The sequence below is a fragment of the Ectopseudomonas composti genome, assembly GCF_001567565.1.
Taxonomy (GTDB): domain Bacteria; phylum Pseudomonadota; class Gammaproteobacteria; order Pseudomonadales; family Pseudomonadaceae; genus Aquipseudomonas; species Aquipseudomonas composti_A.
The window spans coordinates 753,891-769,686 of sequence record NZ_LSSW01000029.1; the positions used below are offsets into that span (position 1 = coordinate 753,891).

General features: G+C 60.7%; 17 protein-coding genes. 6 read left to right on the top strand and 11 right to left on the bottom strand.

What is annotated here, in order from left to right; genetic code table 11:
* Window positions 1-5 precede the first annotated feature (5 nt).
* The 6 genes from flgE to PCLY_RS19985 form a co-directional block, all read right to left on the bottom strand.
* On the bottom strand, window positions 6-1,376 hold the full coding sequence (gene flgE, locus PCLY_RS19960) for a flagellar hook protein FlgE (protein WP_061241491.1): 1,371 nt from the start codon (window positions 1,374-1,376) through the stop codon (window positions 6-8).
* Window positions 1,377-1,412: 36 nt separating this feature from the next.
* A complete protein-coding gene (gene flgD / locus PCLY_RS19965) occupies window positions 1,413-2,078 on the bottom strand; it encodes a flagellar hook assembly protein FlgD (protein WP_061241493.1) in 666 nt (221 codons plus the stop codon).
* A gap of 19 nt (window positions 2,079-2,097) precedes the next feature.
* Window positions 2,098-2,541 (bottom strand): flagellar basal body rod protein FlgC, encoded by a 444-nt coding sequence (flgC, locus tag PCLY_RS19970; protein WP_061241495.1) that lies wholly within the window; start codon window positions 2,539-2,541, stop codon window positions 2,098-2,100.
* 11 nt (window positions 2,542-2,552) lie between these two features.
* Window positions 2,553-2,960, bottom strand: a complete 408-nt coding sequence (gene flgB, locus PCLY_RS19975; protein WP_061241497.1) for a flagellar basal body rod protein FlgB — start codon at window positions 2,958-2,960, stop codon at window positions 2,553-2,555.
* Between the two features lie 353 nt (window positions 2,961-3,313).
* Window positions 3,314-4,141 (bottom strand): protein-glutamate O-methyltransferase CheR, encoded by an 828-nt coding sequence (gene cheR, locus PCLY_RS19980; RefSeq protein WP_061241499.1) that lies wholly within the window; start codon window positions 4,139-4,141, stop codon window positions 3,314-3,316.
* Between the two features lie 44 nt (window positions 4,142-4,185).
* A complete protein-coding gene (locus PCLY_RS19985; RefSeq protein ID WP_061241501.1) occupies window positions 4,186-5,118 on the bottom strand; it encodes a chemotaxis protein CheV in 933 nt (310 codons plus the stop codon).
* Window positions 5,119-5,195: 77 nt separating this feature from the next.
* Between PCLY_RS19985 and flgA the strand changes: the two genes are divergently transcribed.
* The 4 genes from flgA (at window position 5,196) to PCLY_RS20005 (ending at window position 7,784) form a co-directional block, all read left to right on the top strand.
* Window positions 5,196-5,954: a flagellar basal body P-ring formation chaperone FlgA gene (gene flgA / locus PCLY_RS19990; protein ID WP_061241503.1), complete on the top strand. Its 759-nt coding sequence runs from the start codon at window positions 5,196-5,198 to the stop codon at window positions 5,952-5,954.
* A 135-nt stretch (window positions 5,955-6,089) separates the two neighbouring features.
* Entirely contained in the window at window positions 6,090-6,425 is a 336-nt protein-coding gene (gene flgM / locus PCLY_RS19995) for a flagellar biosynthesis anti-sigma factor FlgM (protein WP_061241505.1), read from the top strand.
* 50 nt (window positions 6,426-6,475) lie between these two features.
* Window positions 6,476-6,943 (top strand): flagella synthesis protein FlgN, encoded by a 468-nt coding sequence (locus PCLY_RS20000; protein ID WP_061241507.1) that lies wholly within the window; start codon window positions 6,476-6,478, stop codon window positions 6,941-6,943.
* Between the two features lie 91 nt (window positions 6,944-7,034).
* Window positions 7,035-7,784: a flagellar brake protein gene (locus PCLY_RS20005; RefSeq protein WP_061241508.1), complete on the top strand. Its 750-nt coding sequence runs from the start codon at window positions 7,035-7,037 to the stop codon at window positions 7,782-7,784.
* 13 nt (window positions 7,785-7,797) lie between these two features.
* On the opposite strand, the gene PCLY_RS20010 is transcribed toward PCLY_RS20005, so the two are convergent.
* Both PCLY_RS20010 and PCLY_RS20015 read right to left on the bottom strand, forming a co-directional pair.
* Window positions 7,798-9,117: an MFS transporter gene (locus PCLY_RS20010; RefSeq protein ID WP_061241510.1), complete on the bottom strand. Its 1,320-nt coding sequence runs from the start codon at window positions 9,115-9,117 to the stop codon at window positions 7,798-7,800.
* Between the two features lie 38 nt (window positions 9,118-9,155).
* Window positions 9,156-10,499, bottom strand: coding sequence for a glutamine synthetase family protein (locus PCLY_RS20015; protein WP_061241657.1), 1,344 nt, complete (start codon window positions 10,497-10,499; stop codon window positions 9,156-9,158).
* Window positions 10,500-10,772: 273 nt separating this feature from the next.
* Here PCLY_RS20015 and sstT point away from each other — a divergent pair, with 273 nt between their 5' ends.
* Window positions 10,773-11,996: a serine/threonine transporter SstT gene (gene sstT, locus PCLY_RS20020; RefSeq protein ID WP_061241512.1), complete on the top strand. Its 1,224-nt coding sequence runs from the start codon at window positions 10,773-10,775 to the stop codon at window positions 11,994-11,996.
* A gap of 66 nt (window positions 11,997-12,062) precedes the next feature.
* Here sstT and PCLY_RS20025 read toward each other — a convergent pair whose 3' ends face one another.
* From PCLY_RS20025 to PCLY_RS20035, 3 genes are all read right to left on the bottom strand, one after another.
* Entirely contained in the window at window positions 12,063-13,490 is a 1,428-nt protein-coding gene (locus PCLY_RS20025) for a diaminobutyrate--2-oxoglutarate transaminase (RefSeq protein ID WP_061241514.1), read from the bottom strand.
* 297 nt (window positions 13,491-13,787) lie between these two features.
* Window positions 13,788-14,564: a thioesterase II family protein gene (locus PCLY_RS20030; protein ID WP_082768117.1), complete on the bottom strand. Its 777-nt coding sequence runs from the start codon at window positions 14,562-14,564 to the stop codon at window positions 13,788-13,790.
* Entirely contained in the window at window positions 14,564-14,779 is a 216-nt protein-coding gene (locus PCLY_RS20035; protein WP_061241518.1) for an MbtH family protein, read from the bottom strand. Before PCLY_RS20035 ends, PCLY_RS20030 begins: the two co-directional genes overlap by 1 nt.
* Before the next feature lie 289 nt (window positions 14,780-15,068).
* On the opposite strand from PCLY_RS20035, the gene fhuF reads away from it, so the two are divergent.
* Window positions 15,069-15,794, top strand: a complete 726-nt coding sequence (fhuF, locus tag PCLY_RS20040; protein ID WP_061241520.1) for a siderophore-iron reductase FhuF — start codon at window positions 15,069-15,071, stop codon at window positions 15,792-15,794.
* Window positions 15,795-15,796 lie beyond the last annotated feature (2 nt).

Below are 15,796 nucleotides of genomic sequence, written 5' to 3' on the forward strand. Positions count from 1 at the left end.
AGTCATCAACGCAGATTGATGATGGTCTGGGTAATGGCGCTTTCGGTCTCGATGGTCTTGGCGTTGGCCTGGTAGTTACGCTGCGCAACGATCAGGTTCACCAACTGGTCGGACAGTTCGACGTTGGAGTCCTCCAGCGCACCTGCCTGCAAGGCGCCCAAGGTGCTGCTGCGTGGCGTACCGACCACCGGCTCACCCGACTCGAACGACTGCACCCAGCCGGTCTTGCCCACAGGGGTCAGCCCCTGAACGTTGGCAAAATTCGCCAACAGCACCTGCCCTTGCACCTTGGACTGGCCGTTGGTGTAGCGGGCGAAGATCACCCCCGTATCGTCGATCTCGATACCAGCCAGCTGACCGGTGGTGTAACCATCCTGGCTCACGGCATTGACCCCGAAGGAGGCGGCGTACTGGGTCGAACCGCGCATATCGAAGGTGAAGGCCTCGCTATCGGCGCCATTGGCCACCATGGTGCCTGGGTTGGCCGGATCCTCTTCAGCCGGCACCCAGTCGGTATCGGCGAGCGCAAAGACACCGTTGGGCGTTCCGACCGGGATGGCGGGTGCATCCAGAGCCGGATTCGCCGGCGTGCTGGCCAGCGGCGTCAACGCCGGATTCGCCAGTTGCCCTGCGGCATCGTAGTTCACTGCATAGCTGAACGGTTGGTTGCTGGTGGGATCACGTGGGTTGACGCCATCGATCAGCACATGCATGACCCAGCCATTGTTAGCCGGAGCTTCGTTCTTGACGAAGTACTGGCTCATCACGTGGGCATTACCCTGCGAATCGTAGATGTTGGTCGAGGTCGACCAGTTGAAGGATTTCGAATCACTCGGGTCGAAGGTCGGCGCCGCCATGGTCCCGGCATTGGCGGGACGAACGGCATTGGAGTTCAGGTTGGTCCGCTGGGAGACGGTGGTAGTCGCCCGGGGCTCCTGCTGGCCAGCACTGACGCGCAGATCAGCCTGCACCGGCAAGACGTTGCCGCTGTCATCGGCCGCATACCCCTGCAGGCGGTAGCCGAAGTTGTTGACGATATAACCATCGCGATCAGTGCCGAAATAACCCGCCCGGGTGTAGCTCATCTCACCGTTGTTGCTGGTCATGAAGAAGCCATTGCCGTTGATGGCCATATCCAGCGCATTGTTGGTGTAGTTGACGTTGCCCTGATTGAACAGCTGCGAAACGTCCGCCAGCAGCACACCGCTGCCCTGAGCGTTCTTGCCGGTACCCAGCACGGAAGCGGCGTAGACATCGGCGAACTCGGCACGAGACTGCTTGAAGCCTGCAGTGCCGGCGTTGGCGATGTTGTTACCGGTGACGTTGAGGTCGCTGGTCGCAGCACGCAGACCGCTAAGACCAATATTGAACGACATGGAAAACTCCTTTGCCGGAACTGCCGGCGGCAATAGTTATTGGCCGATGACCTGCACTTGAGAAAGCGGAACGCTGCCCAGACCAGCAAGGTTGAGCATCAGCTCACTGCCGCCCAAGGTGACGCTGTCGACGTTGGCCGGCAGCAAGGTGTACAGCCCCTTGGTCTCGCCGTCGTAGGTGGCCTGAGCCTCGAATTTATAGGTACCCGGCGGCACCACATTGCCGTCGGAGTCCTTGCCATCCCAGATGAAGCTGACGTTACCGGCAGCCTGCTCGCCCAGGTTGACGCGCGTCACCAGCGAACCGGAATTGTCGTAGACATTGACGTACACGTTGCTGCTGCTGACCGGCAAAACGGTACTGGCCTTGAAGCTCTCGCTGGTATCGACCACGGCTTTCTCGCTCGGCACGATCACCTTGCGCCCGACCAGAGAAGACGCTTGCAGCGCCTGCGAGGACTGGAAGCTGGAAAGCATCGACCCCATGCTGGTGTTTAGCTTCTCGATTCCTTCCACCTGACTGAACTGCGCCAGCTGGGCGATGAACTCACCGTTCCCCTGAGGCTCCAGCGGGTTCTGGTTGTTGAGCTGCGCCACCAGCAGGTTCAGAAACTCGTTCTTGCCAAGATCCTTGCTTTTCGGACCTTCCGGCTTGAGCTGGTATTGATCCAATACAGAGCCAGCGCCATTTACGGTACTCATGTGATTTCCTCGTCTCGGCTTACTGACCCAGCGTCAGCACACGCTGCAGCATCTGTTTGGCGGTGTTCATCATTTCAACGTTGGTCTGGAAAGCACGACTGGCAGAGATCATGTCGGCCATCTCCTCGACCACATTGACGTTCGGGTAGTAGACATACCCGTCGGCATTGGCCATCGGGTGATCAGGCTCGTAACGCGGCATCAGGCTGCTCTGATCCTCGATCACACCCAGCACCTGCACACCACGACCGGCCTCATCCTGCTCGGCGAACAGCGAACCACGGTCGCCGTTCTGCGCCTGCTGGAACATGGTGGCGAACACCGGATGGCGCGCACGGTAGGTCTGATCCAGGCTCGAAGACACGGTCTCGGCGTTGGCGATGTTGCTGGAAATGGTGTTCAGGCGAGTGCTCTGGGCGCTCATGCCGGTTCCGGCGATGTTGAAGACACTGGCAAGGGACATGGTCGCGCTCCTTATTCGCCGCGCAGGGCTGCAGTCAGCCCTTTGAATTTGCTATTGAGAAAGGTGAAGCTGGCCTGGAACTGCACCGAGTTCTCGGCGTAGTTCGATTGCTCGATCTGCAGGTCGACGGTGTTCTGGTCCAGCGAGGCCTGGAACGGCGTGCGGTACGGCAGCTCAGCTTCGCCGCTGCTGACGCCTTCGGCCGGGATGTGGCGGCTGTCGGTGCGATTCAGGGAAACGCCACCGCGCTGCATGCGATTGCTTTGCTCGGCCAGGACGCTGGCGAAGTCCAGATCACGCGCCTTGTAGTTCGGGGTATCGGCGTTGGCGATGTTGTTAGCCAGCACCTCGGCGCGCTGGGCGCGGAAACCGAGTGCCTGTTCGTGGATGCCGAGTGCTCTGCCGAAGTTGATGCTCATGTTCCGAACCTTTGCCGCTTGGGCCATGTGGTCTCTGTTGCAAGCTACTCAGCAAAGGCTGTGCCAACTAAAATAAATCAATAAAATCAATAACTTATAAAAATAAACAGCTAACAAAAGCGGCAAGGCGGCAAGGCCTTACCGCCTACTGGCAAGCGAGCGGCAACACCCAGAACGGAGATTGCCGCCCACGGAAATGCGGCGCGCACCCTGCGCGCTGCCCATGAAGTTGCGTCAGATTGCCGGTGCGCCCTCTCCATCCAGCGATACGCAGCCGAACCGCCATGGCCAACCCCAGAAACGCAAACGGGAGGCCATTGGCCTCCCGTTACTGGACTGAACACACCGCGCGGCTATTTGGCCTTGTAGATGATCCCTGGACTGCACTGCACCATCTGGTACTTTTCCGGCAGGCCATTGAGCGCCTCGGAAGCACCAAGGAACAGATAACCACCCGGCTTCAACGTGGCGTGAATGCGCGTGAGGATGTCCTTCTTCACCTCGGCCGAGAAGTAGATCAGCACGTTGCGGCAGAACACGATGTCGAACTTGCCCAGCGCCGCGTAACTATCGAGCAAATTGAGCGGACGGAACTCAACGCGGCTCTTGATCGGCGCCTTGACCTGCCAGCGACCCGGCCCTTTCGGATCGAAGTAACGCTGCAGGCGCTCCTGTGAAAGCCCCCGGCCCATGGCCAGGCTGTCGTACTCACCGGATTTGCAGTTGCTGAGCATCGACGGCGAAAGGTCGGTGGCAACGATCTGCACACCGGCCTTGAGCTGGCCGAGGTTGCTGCGCTCGAACTCGTCGATGGACATCGACAAGGAATAAGGCTCCTGACCGGACGAGCATGCCGCCGACCAGATGCGCAAGCGCTGAGCCGGATAGGCCTTGATCAGCTCCGGCAGCACGCGACTCTTGAGCACCTCGAAGGGATAGGTGTCGCGAAACCAAAGCGTCTCGTTGGTCGTCATGGCATCGACCACCTGCTCGCGCAGCCCTCCGCGCGGCTGGCTTTGCATACGCTGCACCAGCTCGCCCAGGGTCTTGATGCCGTTCTGTTCCATCAGCTTGTTCAGACGGCTGGAGACCAGATACTGCTTGTTGCTACCAAGCAAAATACCGCAGGCCTTTTCCAGGAAAGTCCGGAACTGCTCGAAATCCAAATTACCTGAAGACACTAATGCCGCCTCACCAACCATAACGTTCGCCAAAGGTCGTCCCTTCAGCCCCCTTCCGATACACGAATGCGATCGACCACACGCGCTGCCAGATCATCTGGCTTGAACTTGGCAAGGAAGTCGTCAGCCCCCACCTTCTTCACCATCGCCTGGTTGAACACACCGGAAAGCGAAGTATGCAGGAGGATATGCAGCTTCTGCATGCGCGGATCGCTACGAATCTCCGTGGTCAACGTATAGCCGTCCATCTCCGGCATCTCGATGTCGGAAATCAGCATCAGCAATTCCTTGTCAGGATGCCGCCCTTCCTCCGCCATTTTCTTCAGGTAATTGAGCGCCTCGCGGCCATCATTCAGCGCGGTCACTTCAACACCAACAGTCTGCAGGCAGCGCGAAACCTGTTTTCGCGCCACCGAGGAGTCATCGACGATCAGCACATGCTTGGTCACCGCCTGACTCTGAACCTGATCATCGATGACGCCAGCGGAGATCACCTCGGAGGTCGGCGCGACCTCGGCAAGGATCTTCTCGACGTCGATGATCTCGACCAGCTGTTGGTCGAGCCGCGTGACTGCGGTCAGGTAGTGATCGCGACCGGTACCCTTGGGTGGCGGATGGATCTCCTCCCAGTTCATGTTCACGATCCGTTCGACCGAGCGCACCAGAAAACCCTGAACCTTGGTGTTGTACTCGGTGATGATCACGAAACTGGTCTTCAGATCTCCCAGCGGCGCACGGCCGGTAGCAATGGAGAGATCGAGAATCGGAATGGTGCCCCCACGGATATTGGCCACGCCCCGCACTACCGGGCTGGATTTGGGCATGATGGTGAGGTTCGGGCACTGCAGCACCTCTTTCACCTTGAACACGTTGATCCCGTATAGCTGTGGGCCTTCCAGGCGAAACAGCAACAACTCCAAGCGGTTCTGCCCCACCAGCTGAGTTCGCTGGTTAACCGAATCCATCAACCCGGCCATGCCCGGACTCCTTCTCGTCTAGTCACGCGTACCCCGTTGAGCCTAGCAGGCGGCACGGGGCTTGCTTTGCATTGCTTATGAAACAGAGAACGTCATCATTCCGTCAGCCGCTGGCAAAGTGCCTTGCATCTTTGTTCGTTTTACTCGCTTTGCCGACACTCGGCTACAGCGGCACGGCGGCGGCTGGCTTCACCAGCACTGAACAACTTATCGGCGTCACCGAGTCTTTTCTTGAGCAGGCGACCACCGAATATCTACAGCGTAGCGAAATTCAGGGCCGCCATGAGATTCGTGTCAATCGGCTCGACCCGCGTCTGCGCCTACCGCTATGCGACCAACCCCTGACCACCACGCTGGAAAGCCCGGCGCAGCCACTGGGCCGCGTCACCACCAGGGTCCGTTGCGATGGCAGCGCCCCATGGACGGTGTTTGTCCCTGCTGAAGTCCGTCTGTATCGCCCCGTCGTCATACTGACGCGCCCCCTCAAGCGCATGAGCGTAGTCAAGGCTGCGGATCTGAACCTGGTTGAACGCGATGTCGGGCAATTGGGACAGAACTTCCTCACCGACCTGAACCAGGCGATCGGCAAGAAATTGACGCGTCAACTCGGCAGTAACCAGATTCTTCTCTCGACTCATCTGCAAGTGGCCGAGGTCATTCGTCGGGGCGATCAGGTGGTGATAAGCGCTCGCGGCACCACCGTCAACGTGCGCATGCCCGGCGAAGCCCTTACAGACGGGGCGCCGGGCGAGCAGATCAACGTACGCAACCTGCGCTCGCAGCGAGTGGTGCGAGCCCGTGTGGTCGGCCCAGGGCAGGTGGAAGTATCCATGTAGGCATGTTTCTTGTAGCGCAAAGGTCTGGCGATTCCCTACACTGTCCCAAGACGCAATGAAATTAGTCCTAAAGTTTTCCCGGCAGTGGCCGAAAAGCATGGCAAGCGTCCACCATATCGTCCGAGGTTCTGCATCATGGTCATCGACTTCAACCGGCTGAACAATGCCAATACGCCCGCTAACACGGGACGTACCGGCGCGACTCAGACTGGCAATCGCAACGAGTCGGCGCAGCCGAGCAAGGCGCCTGTCACCGGTAGCGATGAGCAAACCAACGCCAAGAGCGGTGAATCCGTGCAACTGAGCCGTGAGGCACAGCAGTTGCAAACTATCGGCGAGAAGCTGCGTGATCAGCCAATCGTCAACAAGGAGCGTGTGGCCGAGCTGAAGCAGGCCATCGCCGACGGCAGCTATCAGGTCGACAGCAAACGCGTCGCCCAGAAACTGCTCGACTTCGAATCCCAGCGCTAGTCCCAGGGCTGCGCTGGGGGTGTTGGACGCCCGACCCCCAAGAGCCCGCCATGCACGACACAGCCTTGCTTGACCTGTTCTCCTCCGATATCGGCACCGCCGAGCAATTGCTTGAGCTGATCGATAGCGAATTCCAGGCGCTCACCGAACGTGATCTACCACGCCTCGATAGCCTGCTCGGTGAAAAACAACCCCTTCTTGCCCTGCTCCAGCAACATGGCAATGACCGTAGCCGCCTCCTGCAAAACGCCGGCCTGAGCGCTGACCGCGACGGACTGACCGCGCTGGCGAGCCAATCCCCCGTGGGCGGACAGCTCATGGCACGCAGCGAAGAACTTTCCACCTTGCTGCAACGCTGCCAGGAAGCCAACCTGCGCAATGGTCGCCTGATCCGCGCCAGTCAGGCCTCGGTCGGTAGCGTCCTGGGTATTCTGCGCGGTGGAGAGACACCCGGCCTCTATGACAGCCGTGGCAGTGCCGCTAGAATCGCGCAGCAAAGACCGCTCAGCCAGGCCTGAGCCATCCCCCCAACAAAAAGCACAGGGACATGCAGGCACTCCGCCAGTATGCTAGTGCCGTTGTAGCCCATGATTCGGAGAGTTCCGACCTGTGTCCAGCGCGTTCAACGACGAGAGCGGTCCTCAACCGCCCAAGGTGCTCAAGACATCCATAGAGATCATTGCCACCCTGCGTCAACTGCAACAAAACCATGACCCCCTGATCATTCAGTTCAAGGGGCGTGGCCTGCGTTTCCAAAGCTACCTCGTTGAGATCGACAAGGATCGCGCACGTGTGGCGCTGGACGAAATCATCCCCAACGATGGCGAGCGCTTTCTCAAACAGGGTGAAACCTTCAATGTCGAAGCGTTTCGCGACGGTGTACGAGTCGCCTGGACCTGTGATCACGATGTACAACTCGGTGAGCTGGAAGGCGCCCCCTGCTACTGGACACCGCTCCCCAGCGAAGTGATCTATCACCAGCGCCGCAGTGCCTTTCGCGCACAGTTGAAGCAGGGCGACCTGGTCAAGGTTGTGCTCAATGGCGACAAGCTACGCGAACCGCTGCCGGGGCACCTGCTGGATATCTCGGCTACCGGCTGCAAGCTGCGCTTTGCCGGCAATCTCTCCCAGCAGTTGAACAACGGCCAGGTACACGAGCGCCTCACCGCCTACCTGCCCTTTGGCAACATGACCTGCGCCGTGGAACTGCGTCACGTGCAGTACGACGACAAGGTCGACATGACCTTCGTCGGTACGCGCTTTCACCGCATGAACGGTCTGGAACAACGCCAGGTCGAGCGCTTCGTCTATCAACTGCAGCGCGAGGCGCGCCGCACCGAGAGCGACGGCCCCTTCTAAGTCACTGCAGCCTCTACTGGGCTGCCTGCGCCTTCTGCTGGTCTTCTTCAGCCGCCGCTGCTGCCGCAGCAGCGGGCTCCTGCATCTGCTCCTGCACGTCCTGCTCATCCACGCGCGGATCGAGCGCAGCGACCAATGGCGAGCTGGTGACGTTACCGGGCATGGCCATGTGCTGCAGCGGTGCGTCATCGACTTGATGCAGATGAGTCACCACCTCCGGACGAATGCGCCAGATCAGGATCAGCGCGCAGACGCAGACGAACACGTACAGCATGTTGGCCCCGTAGAAACGCATCAGCACGCCGGTCAGCAACGGGCCGATACAGGCGCCGACACCGAACGTCACCAGCAGCATGGCGGTGAGCGACACACGCCGCTCCGGCTCCACGTGGTCGTTGGCCAGTGCCACCGCCAGCGGATAGAGGCTGAACTGCATCAGGCTGACCAGAAAACCAATGCAGATCAGCAGACCGAGAAAGACTTTCGGCAACGCCGCCAGCGGCAGTGCCGCTAACAGCAGCAAGACGGCGCAGCCGCGAATCAAGCGCACGCGGTCTTGACGATCCGATAGCCAACCCAACGGCCATTGCACCAGCAGGCCTGCCAGAATGCAGCTACCCATGAACAGACCCACCTGCTCGGTCGACAAGCCCATACGCGTGGCATACAGCGGCGCCAGACCATAGAAGGAGCCGATCAGCAGGCCGGCCACTGAAATGGTGGTCAGCGACAGCGGTACACGCTTGAGAAAGAAACGCAGTTCCAGCGGTGCTGGATGCAGGGGCGCCGGGTGCAGACGACGGGTCAGCGCAACCGGCACCAGACAAAGGGCAAAACACAACGCCACCAACATCAACAGCTCCAACCCCAGCGTGGGGTGAACCACCAACGTCAGCTGCCCGAGAATCAGCCCCAGATAAGAGGCGGCCATATAGCCACTGAACACCAGACCGCGCTGCTTGGCTTCGGCCTGCTCGTTGAGCCAGCTCTCGATCACCATGTACTGACACATCATGCCCAGGCCAACGAGCATGCGCAGAAACAGCCAGAACGGCAGCCACTCCACCAGACCGTGCCCCAACACCGCTGCAGTGACCACCCCGGCACAAGCTACGTAAGCACGGATATGCCCGACCCGGCCGATCAGCCGATGCCCCAGCTTGCCACCCAGTACCAGGCCGAAATAATTGGCCGCCATCAACGCACCGACCCACAGACCGTCGACCGTATCGGCCAGACGCAGCGCCAGGTAGGTACTGAGCAGACCGGAGCCGAGCAACATCAACAACGTGGCGAAGTACAACGAGCGGAATGACTTCCAGATCAGTCGCATTGGCGGGTAAAGCTCCTTGTGCGGTACCGGGGTCGGCGTCAAGCCTGCGCGGCGAGAACACGACGCTCCCAGGGCGTAATTTCATCGTAGAAACTGGTCAGTTCCATGGTCTTGCTGGCGATGTAACCTTCGATGAATTCCGCACCGAACAGTTCGATTGCCAGCTCACTGCGTTTCAGACGCTCGATGGCCGCGTGCATGGTACAGGGTAGCGCCAATTCGTCAGGCACCTCGAATTCACCCTGGATCGCTGCGCTTGGTTGCAGCTCGCATTCCAGGCCATGCAGCCCGGCAGCCAGGCTGGCCGCCAGCGCCAGATAAGGGTTGGCATCAGCGCCTGGCAGGCGATTTTCAACTCGTCGAACTACCGGGGCGCTGGCTGGAATGCGCAGCCCGGCAGCACGATTGTCCGCCGACCAGCAGGCATTGTTCGGCGAGGCATAGGGATGACACAAGCGCTGATAAGAATTCACGTGCGGCGCGAAAAGCAGAGTGAAGTCGGCCATTGCAGCCTGCTGGCCACCAATGAAGTGATAGAAAGCCGGCGTAGCCTCACCATCGTCGGCGCTGAAGATATTGCCGCCGCTACCCTGCTCCACCACGCTCTGATGAATATGCATGGAGCTGCCCGGTGTATGCGCCAGGGGTTTGGCCATGCAGACCACGGACAGGCCATGCTTGAACCCGACCTCCTTGAGCAGGTGCTTGAACAGGAAGGTCTGATCGGCCAGCTGCAGCGCATCGCCATGCAACAGGTTGATCTCGAACTGACTGACACCCATTTCGTGCATGAAGGTGTCGCGCGGCAGCCCCAGCGCCTCCATGCAGCGATAGACCTCGGCAAAGAACGGCCGCAGGCCATTGCCGGAACTGACGCTGAACGCCGAACCACCATCCTCACGACGGCCATCCAACCCCAGCGGCGGCTGGAACGCCTGCATCGGATCGGGGTTGGCGGCAAAAACGAAGAACTCCAGCTCGGTCGCAACGACTGGCTGCCAACCGTGCTCGGCGTAGCGCGCCAGCACGCGCTTGAGCAAGCCACGCGTGGACAAGCCGGAACTGCGCCCGTCCAGTTCGTCCGCATCGCAGATGGCCAGTGCGCGCGGCGCGTCGCTCCATGGCAGGCGGTGAATCTGGCTCGGCTCGGCATTGAGCGCCAGGTCGCCGTCATCGCCGCCGTAGAAACGTGCCGGCGGATAGCCCCCCATGATGCACTGCAGCAGCACCCCGCGAGCGAGCTGCAAACGACGACCCTCGAGAAAACCGGCTGCCGTCATCACCTTGCCGCGAGGGACGCCATTTAGATCGGGGGTGACGCACTCGACCTCGTCGATCCCCAAAAGCAGGGTTTCCAGGTCACCGCGGCTGGTAGCACTCATCTTCGATTGTCCTTGGCAGATGCCGCTCTGCGGCGGCGTTTCGTACAAAATACGCATCAGACGTTCAATATTTCAAGCAGACGAAGCTTGCCGAGATGCGACACCGGCTTGCACCCTGTCGTCCTGTTGCCTGCGTCTGGCTCGAAGCCTCACAAGGCTGTGCTAGAGTCGCGCGCTATTTTTTCGGACCACCTCTCGAAGGCGGTGCTGGAAGCCCTCTCGATCCAGGCACGACGCCCATTGCACCGTGCTGCGCAACCAGAGAACCACTTGATGTCCCAAGCTATCCACCCTGCCCTGCAGTTTCTCAACCGCACCAGTCTGGTGACGCAGATCATCATCGGCCTGCTCGCAGGTATCGCCCTTGCGGTCATCGCTCCCCAGGCTGCGCTGTCCGTCGGTTTCATCGGCAATGTCTTCGTGTCCGCGTTGAAAGCGGTGGCGCCGGTACTGGTGTTCATCCTGGTGATGGCCTCCATCGCCAACCACCAGCACGGTCAGCAGACCCATATCCGCCCGATTCTGCTGATGTACCTGCTCGGCACCTTCAGCGCCGCACTGGTCGCCGTGGTTGCCAGTTTCGCCTTCCCCTCGTCGCTGGTGCTGAGCAGCCAGGCCGCAGAACTGACACCCCCCGGCGGCATCGGCGAAGTCCTCAAGACCCTGCTGATGAACGTGGTCGATAACCCGGTCAACGCGCTGCTGCGCGGCAACTTCATCGGCATCCTGGCCTGGGCCATTGGCCTGGGCTTCGCCTTCCGCCATGCCAGTGCCGGCAGCAAGCAATTGCTGGGGGACCTGTCGGGCGGCGTCACCTCCATCGTCAAGCTGGTGATCCGCCTCGCACCGCTGGGCATCTTCGGCCTGGTAGCCGCCACCCTGGCCGAGTCCGGCTTCGACGCCCTGCTCGGCTACCTGCACCTGCTAATCGTGCTGGTTGGCTGCATGCTGCTGGTCGCCCTGGTGGTCAACCCGGTACTGGTGTACTGGAAGATTCGTCGCAACCCTTATCCGCTGGTGTTCACCTGCCTGCGCGAGAGCGGCCTGACTGCCTTCTTCACCCGCAGCTCGGCGGCCAACATTCCGGTCAACCTGCAGCTGTGCCAGCGCCTGGGCCTGCACGAGGAAACCTACTCGGTGTCCATTCCGCTGGGTGCCACCATCAACATGGCCGGTGCTGCCATCACCATCACCGTTCTGACCCTGGCCGCGGTGCACACCCTGGGCATTGCCGTCGACCTGCCCACCGCCCTGCTGCTCAGCATTCTGGCCTCGATCAGCGCCTGCGGCGCTTCGGGCGTAGCGGGCGGTTCGCTGCTGCTGATCCCGCTGGCGTGCAGCCTGTTCGGCATTCCCAACGAAGTGGCCATGCAGATCGTCGCCATCGGTTTCATCATCGGTATCGTTCAGGACTCGGCGGAAACAGCGCTGAACTCCTCCACCGATGCGCTGTTCACCGCAGCGGCCTGCCTGGCCGAAGAACAGCGTCAGGGCTGAAAAGCAAGAAGGCTTGTGCAGTGCACAAGCCTTCTCTCTATCGCGCACAATCTTGTCGAACGCGGCTCACTGCTGCGCAGCCAGAGCGAACCCCTGAACAGACTGGGCGGCCTGATAGAGAATCTGCCCGACATGTTCGATCTCGGCCTCGCTGATGATCAGCGGCGGCAGGAATCTGACGGTCGCCCCATGCCGCCCGCCCAACTCCACGATCAAGCCGCGCTCCAGGCAGGCACGCTGAAATTTGCGCGCGCGCTCGCCATCGGCCAGCGGCAGGCCAGCGCCGTCACTGCGCGCTGGATCGACGATTTCCATACCCAGCATCAGACCACGCCCACGCACATCGCCAACCCAGTCGAACTCGGCCTGCAAGCCCTGCAATAGCGTATTCAAGCGAGCGCCGACGCCGCGCACATGGCTGGTGATGCCTTCGCGTTGCATGAAGCGCAAGGTGGCATCGCCTGCAGCCATGGCCAACTGGTTGCCACGGAACGTACCGGCATGAGCGCCTGGTTGCCATTGGTCGAGCTCGCCACGGTAGACCACCACAGAAAGTGGCAACCCTCCGCCAATGGCCTTCGAGAGCGTCATCACGTCAGGGGTGATCGTGCTGCGTTCGAAGGCGAAGAGATCGCCAGTGCGCCCGATGCCACATTGGATCTCGTCGAGAACCAGGGGAATGCCATGTTCGCGGGTAATCGCTCGCAGTCCCTGTAGCCAACGATCAGGCGCGGGAATCACCCCGCCCTCACCCTGCACCGTTTCCAGAATCATCGCCGCCGGCTGAGTCACGCCGCTTTCCGGATCGCTCAGCAGGTGGCGGATGTAATGCAGGTTGGCATCGATCGACTGCTCACCGGAGAGGCCGAACGGGCAGCGATAGTCATGCGGATAAGGCAGGAACTGCACGCCGGAGAGCAACCCGCCCAGCGCGCTCTTTGGCCCGAGATTGCCGCTGATCGAGAGCGTACCAAGGGTCATGCCATGATAAGCGCCATGAAACGCCAGCACGCTGTGCCGTCCCGTTGCCGTACGTGACAGTTTGAGCGCGGCCTCCACTGCATCCGCACCGGTCGGACCGCAGAACTGAACGCGCGCATCCTTGGCGAAATCGCCCGGCAACAGGTCGAACAGGGTCTGCACGAAGGCATCCTTGATCGGCGTGCTCAGATCCAGCGTATGCAGTGGAATGCCCGATGTCAGGGTTCGCTGGATCGCCTCCACCACCACCGGATGATTGTGCCCCAGCGCCAGCGTGCCGGCGCCAGCCAGGCAGTCGATGTAGACCTGCCCACGCGAATCCTCAACATAGACACCCTGTGCGCGCTTCAGCTCCAGTGGTATGCGCCGCGGGTAGCTGCGCGCGTTGGACTCGCGCTGTTCTTGCCGCTGCAACGCCGGTGTGCTGTCGAGGCAATAGCGCTGGCGAAGCCCGCTGTGCCGGCTCTGTAGATCGACAATCGTCGTGGTGTAAATAGGGGTGATCGCATTCATGAGTGCATCCTCGTGACGCGCAAATGGCGCGTGATCTGACAGACAGCGCTGGATTGAGCAGAAAGCAGCACGGCGGTGCGGCTGATCGGCCCTCAGCAATGCACCCCGCACACTTCTAGCAAGTCATGAATGATAATTACTATCATTATATTAATCAAACACGGCACAGGCACTGCGTCACAACCACAAGCCGCGCCTTGCTCCGATTCGAGATGCCCTGGCGCCCGCGATCAGCGCGCCATACAACTGACACGACTGACTGAGCGGTAGCGGCAAGGCTGAATGAGAGGACTGATCTCAGTTGACGGCCTGCCGCAGCGGCTCGCTCACAAGCAGACGCTGTACAAGCTCAAGCAACTCGGTTTCCTGCTCGAACAGATAGAAGTGCCCGCCGGGAAACAGCCATGTCCGACACTCGGCGTGGCTTTCCTGAGCCCATCCATCGAGCAGCGATAGAGGCACGCTGGCGTCGGTTTCTCCGGCCAGCACGTGAATGGGGCACGACAACTGCGGCGCTGGGCGGTAGCAATAGTCTTCGCACAGCGCGAAATCATCGCGGATGATCGGCAAAAACAGATCGACCCACTCAGGATTGTCGAGCAACTCCTGAGGCAAACCGTTCATGCCACGGATGATCTCGAGAAATTGCGCCTGCGGCAGATCCGCCACCCGCTCGCGCCAACCATGGGCGAGCGGCGCCGTGCGCGCAGAAACCAGCAACTGGGCTGGCGACAGCCTCTGCCGAAGCAGTTGGCGCGCTGTCTCGAATGCCAGCAATGCCCCCATGCTGTGGCCGAAGAACGCGAAGGGAATGCCATCGGCGCTGGCCTGGGCAACCGCTACGGCCAGCGCTTCAGCCAAGTCGGCCAACGAAGTGGCGCGAGGCTCGCCGAAGCGCGCGCCGCGCCCCGGCAACTTGACCAGAGCCAGCTCAATATCGCTCGGCAAGCCGGCGCGCCAATGCTGAAAAACCGTGTGCCCCGCCCCCGCATAGGGAAAGCAATAAAGCCGCAGCGCAGGCGGCTGACTACTGCCAGGCAAGAATGAAAACCAGGGGTTGGATGAGCGAGGCATCAGCCGCGTTCCTGCCCCTGCATGGCTTGACGCAGACTGAGCGGACGCATGTCGGTCCACACCGATTCGATATAGGCCAGGCACTCTTGCTTGCTGCCCTGCTTGCCGGCTTGCTTCCAGCCTTGCGGTATCTCCTTGTACTCGGGCCAGATGGAGTATTGCTCTTCAGCGTTGACCACAACCAGGAAGCGCGTTTCAGGACTGTCCAGACTCATGTTTCACTCCGTTTTCAGCTGACGATGCGAATGCTCGCGGCCATCGATTGATCACCATGCAAGCGCACGCAGAATAATACAGTTAATAACAATTATCATTAACCAAATTTGACGTTCCTCTCACCCCCGGCAGCACTGTCCGGTTCGCTTGCAGGATGAGGTGTGTTTATACTGCCGCCACCTCAAGTGATAACGAGTCTCAGCAGCAAGTATCAAGCATGGTTCAGATAACCCATTCCCCTCTCGACCAACCTCCAACGCGGCCTTGCGGCGGCAACGAGCGCCTCTGATGATCGACAGTCTTGCCCCGCTGTTCAGCGGCCCGCTGGCTGCCTATGGGGAAAACCTGCAACTGGCCAGTGATCAACAGCAGGTAGTTTCCGGCTCGCAACTGTTTCAGCCGGACTATTTCGCCGAGTTCATTCGTGAGCTGGCAGCCCGCCATGGCAGCGACGATCTGCTGGCACTGACCTCTATCTGGTCGAAATGGTATTTCTGCTTCCTGGCCCCCACCGTGGCGGCCAACCTGCTCTTGCAGCGCGAGTTGCCTATCGCCCTGAGCGATGTCGGCGTCGCCCTCTCGGCAGAAGGCAAACCGCTTGGCCTACGTTTGCCCCATGACGGCAGCTGTCTGCCGCCCTGCTCGCCCTTCGAGCGCTTCAGCACCTTGATACAAGGGCATCTGGAACCGGTGATCGAGGTAATGGCCAGCGTCTCGAAAGCCTCGCCACGACTGTTCTGGAGCAACGCCGGCAACCTCTTCGAATTCGCCACCACACAAATCGAACTGCATCCACTGGCGACGGCCGGCTGCTCCGCCCCGGCCAGAGCCGTACTGGAAAGCCGCCTGCGCCCCGATGGTCGGCGCAACCCGCTGTTCGCCCCGGTGTACTACAAGGACGTCGGCGCCAGCGAACCGCAGCGGCTACGGCGTATCTGCTGCATTCGCTACCGCCTGCCCGGCATCGACTATTGCAGCAGTTGCCCGCTCGATCGCGACAAGACGCCCGAGTAACC

What these genes read in the sequence shown, in the direction of transcription:
- sstT (WP_061241512.1), top strand. Translation starts at nt 10,773, where the DNA reads ATGTCCCAAGCTATCCACCCTGCCCTGCAGTTTCTCAACCGCACCAGT.
- PCLY_RS20030 (WP_082768117.1), bottom strand. Translation starts at nt 14,564, where the DNA reads ATGCCTCGCTCATCCAACCCCTGGTTTTCATTCTTGCCTGGCAGTAGT.
- fhuF (WP_061241520.1), top strand. Translation starts at nt 15,069, where the DNA reads ATGATCGACAGTCTTGCCCCGCTGTTCAGCGGCCCGCTGGCTGCCTAT.
- PCLY_RS20000 (WP_061241507.1), top strand. Translation starts at nt 6,476, where the DNA reads ATGCACGACACAGCCTTGCTTGACCTGTTCTCCTCCGATATCGGCACC.
- PCLY_RS20015 (WP_061241657.1), bottom strand. Translation starts at nt 10,499, where the DNA reads ATGAGTGCTACCAGCCGCGGTGACCTGGAAACCCTGCTTTTGGGGATC.
- flgB (WP_061241497.1), bottom strand. Translation starts at nt 2,960, where the DNA reads ATGAGCATCAACTTCGGCAGAGCACTCGGCATCCACGAACAGGCACTC.
- PCLY_RS20025 (WP_061241514.1), bottom strand. Translation starts at nt 13,490, where the DNA reads ATGAATGCGATCACCCCTATTTACACCACGACGATTGTCGATCTACAG.
- PCLY_RS20010 (WP_061241510.1), bottom strand. Translation starts at nt 9,117, where the DNA reads ATGCGACTGATCTGGAAGTCATTCCGCTCGTTGTACTTCGCCACGTTG.
- PCLY_RS19985 (WP_061241501.1), bottom strand. Translation starts at nt 5,118, where the DNA reads ATGGCCGGGTTGATGGATTCGGTTAACCAGCGAACTCAGCTGGTGGGG.
- flgM (WP_061241505.1), top strand. Translation starts at nt 6,090, where the DNA reads ATGGTCATCGACTTCAACCGGCTGAACAATGCCAATACGCCCGCTAAC.
- flgD (WP_061241493.1), bottom strand. Translation starts at nt 2,078, where the DNA reads ATGAGTACCGTAAATGGCGCTGGCTCTGTATTGGATCAATACCAGCTC.
- flgC (WP_061241495.1), bottom strand. Translation starts at nt 2,541, where the DNA reads ATGTCCCTTGCCAGTGTCTTCAACATCGCCGGAACCGGCATGAGCGCC.
- flgE (WP_061241491.1), bottom strand. Translation starts at nt 1,376, where the DNA reads ATGTCGTTCAATATTGGTCTTAGCGGTCTGCGTGCTGCGACCAGCGAC.
- flgA (WP_061241503.1), top strand. Translation starts at nt 5,196, where the DNA reads ATGAAACAGAGAACGTCATCATTCCGTCAGCCGCTGGCAAAGTGCCTT.
- PCLY_RS20035 (WP_061241518.1), bottom strand. Translation starts at nt 14,779, where the DNA reads ATGAGTCTGGACAGTCCTGAAACGCGCTTCCTGGTTGTGGTCAACGCT.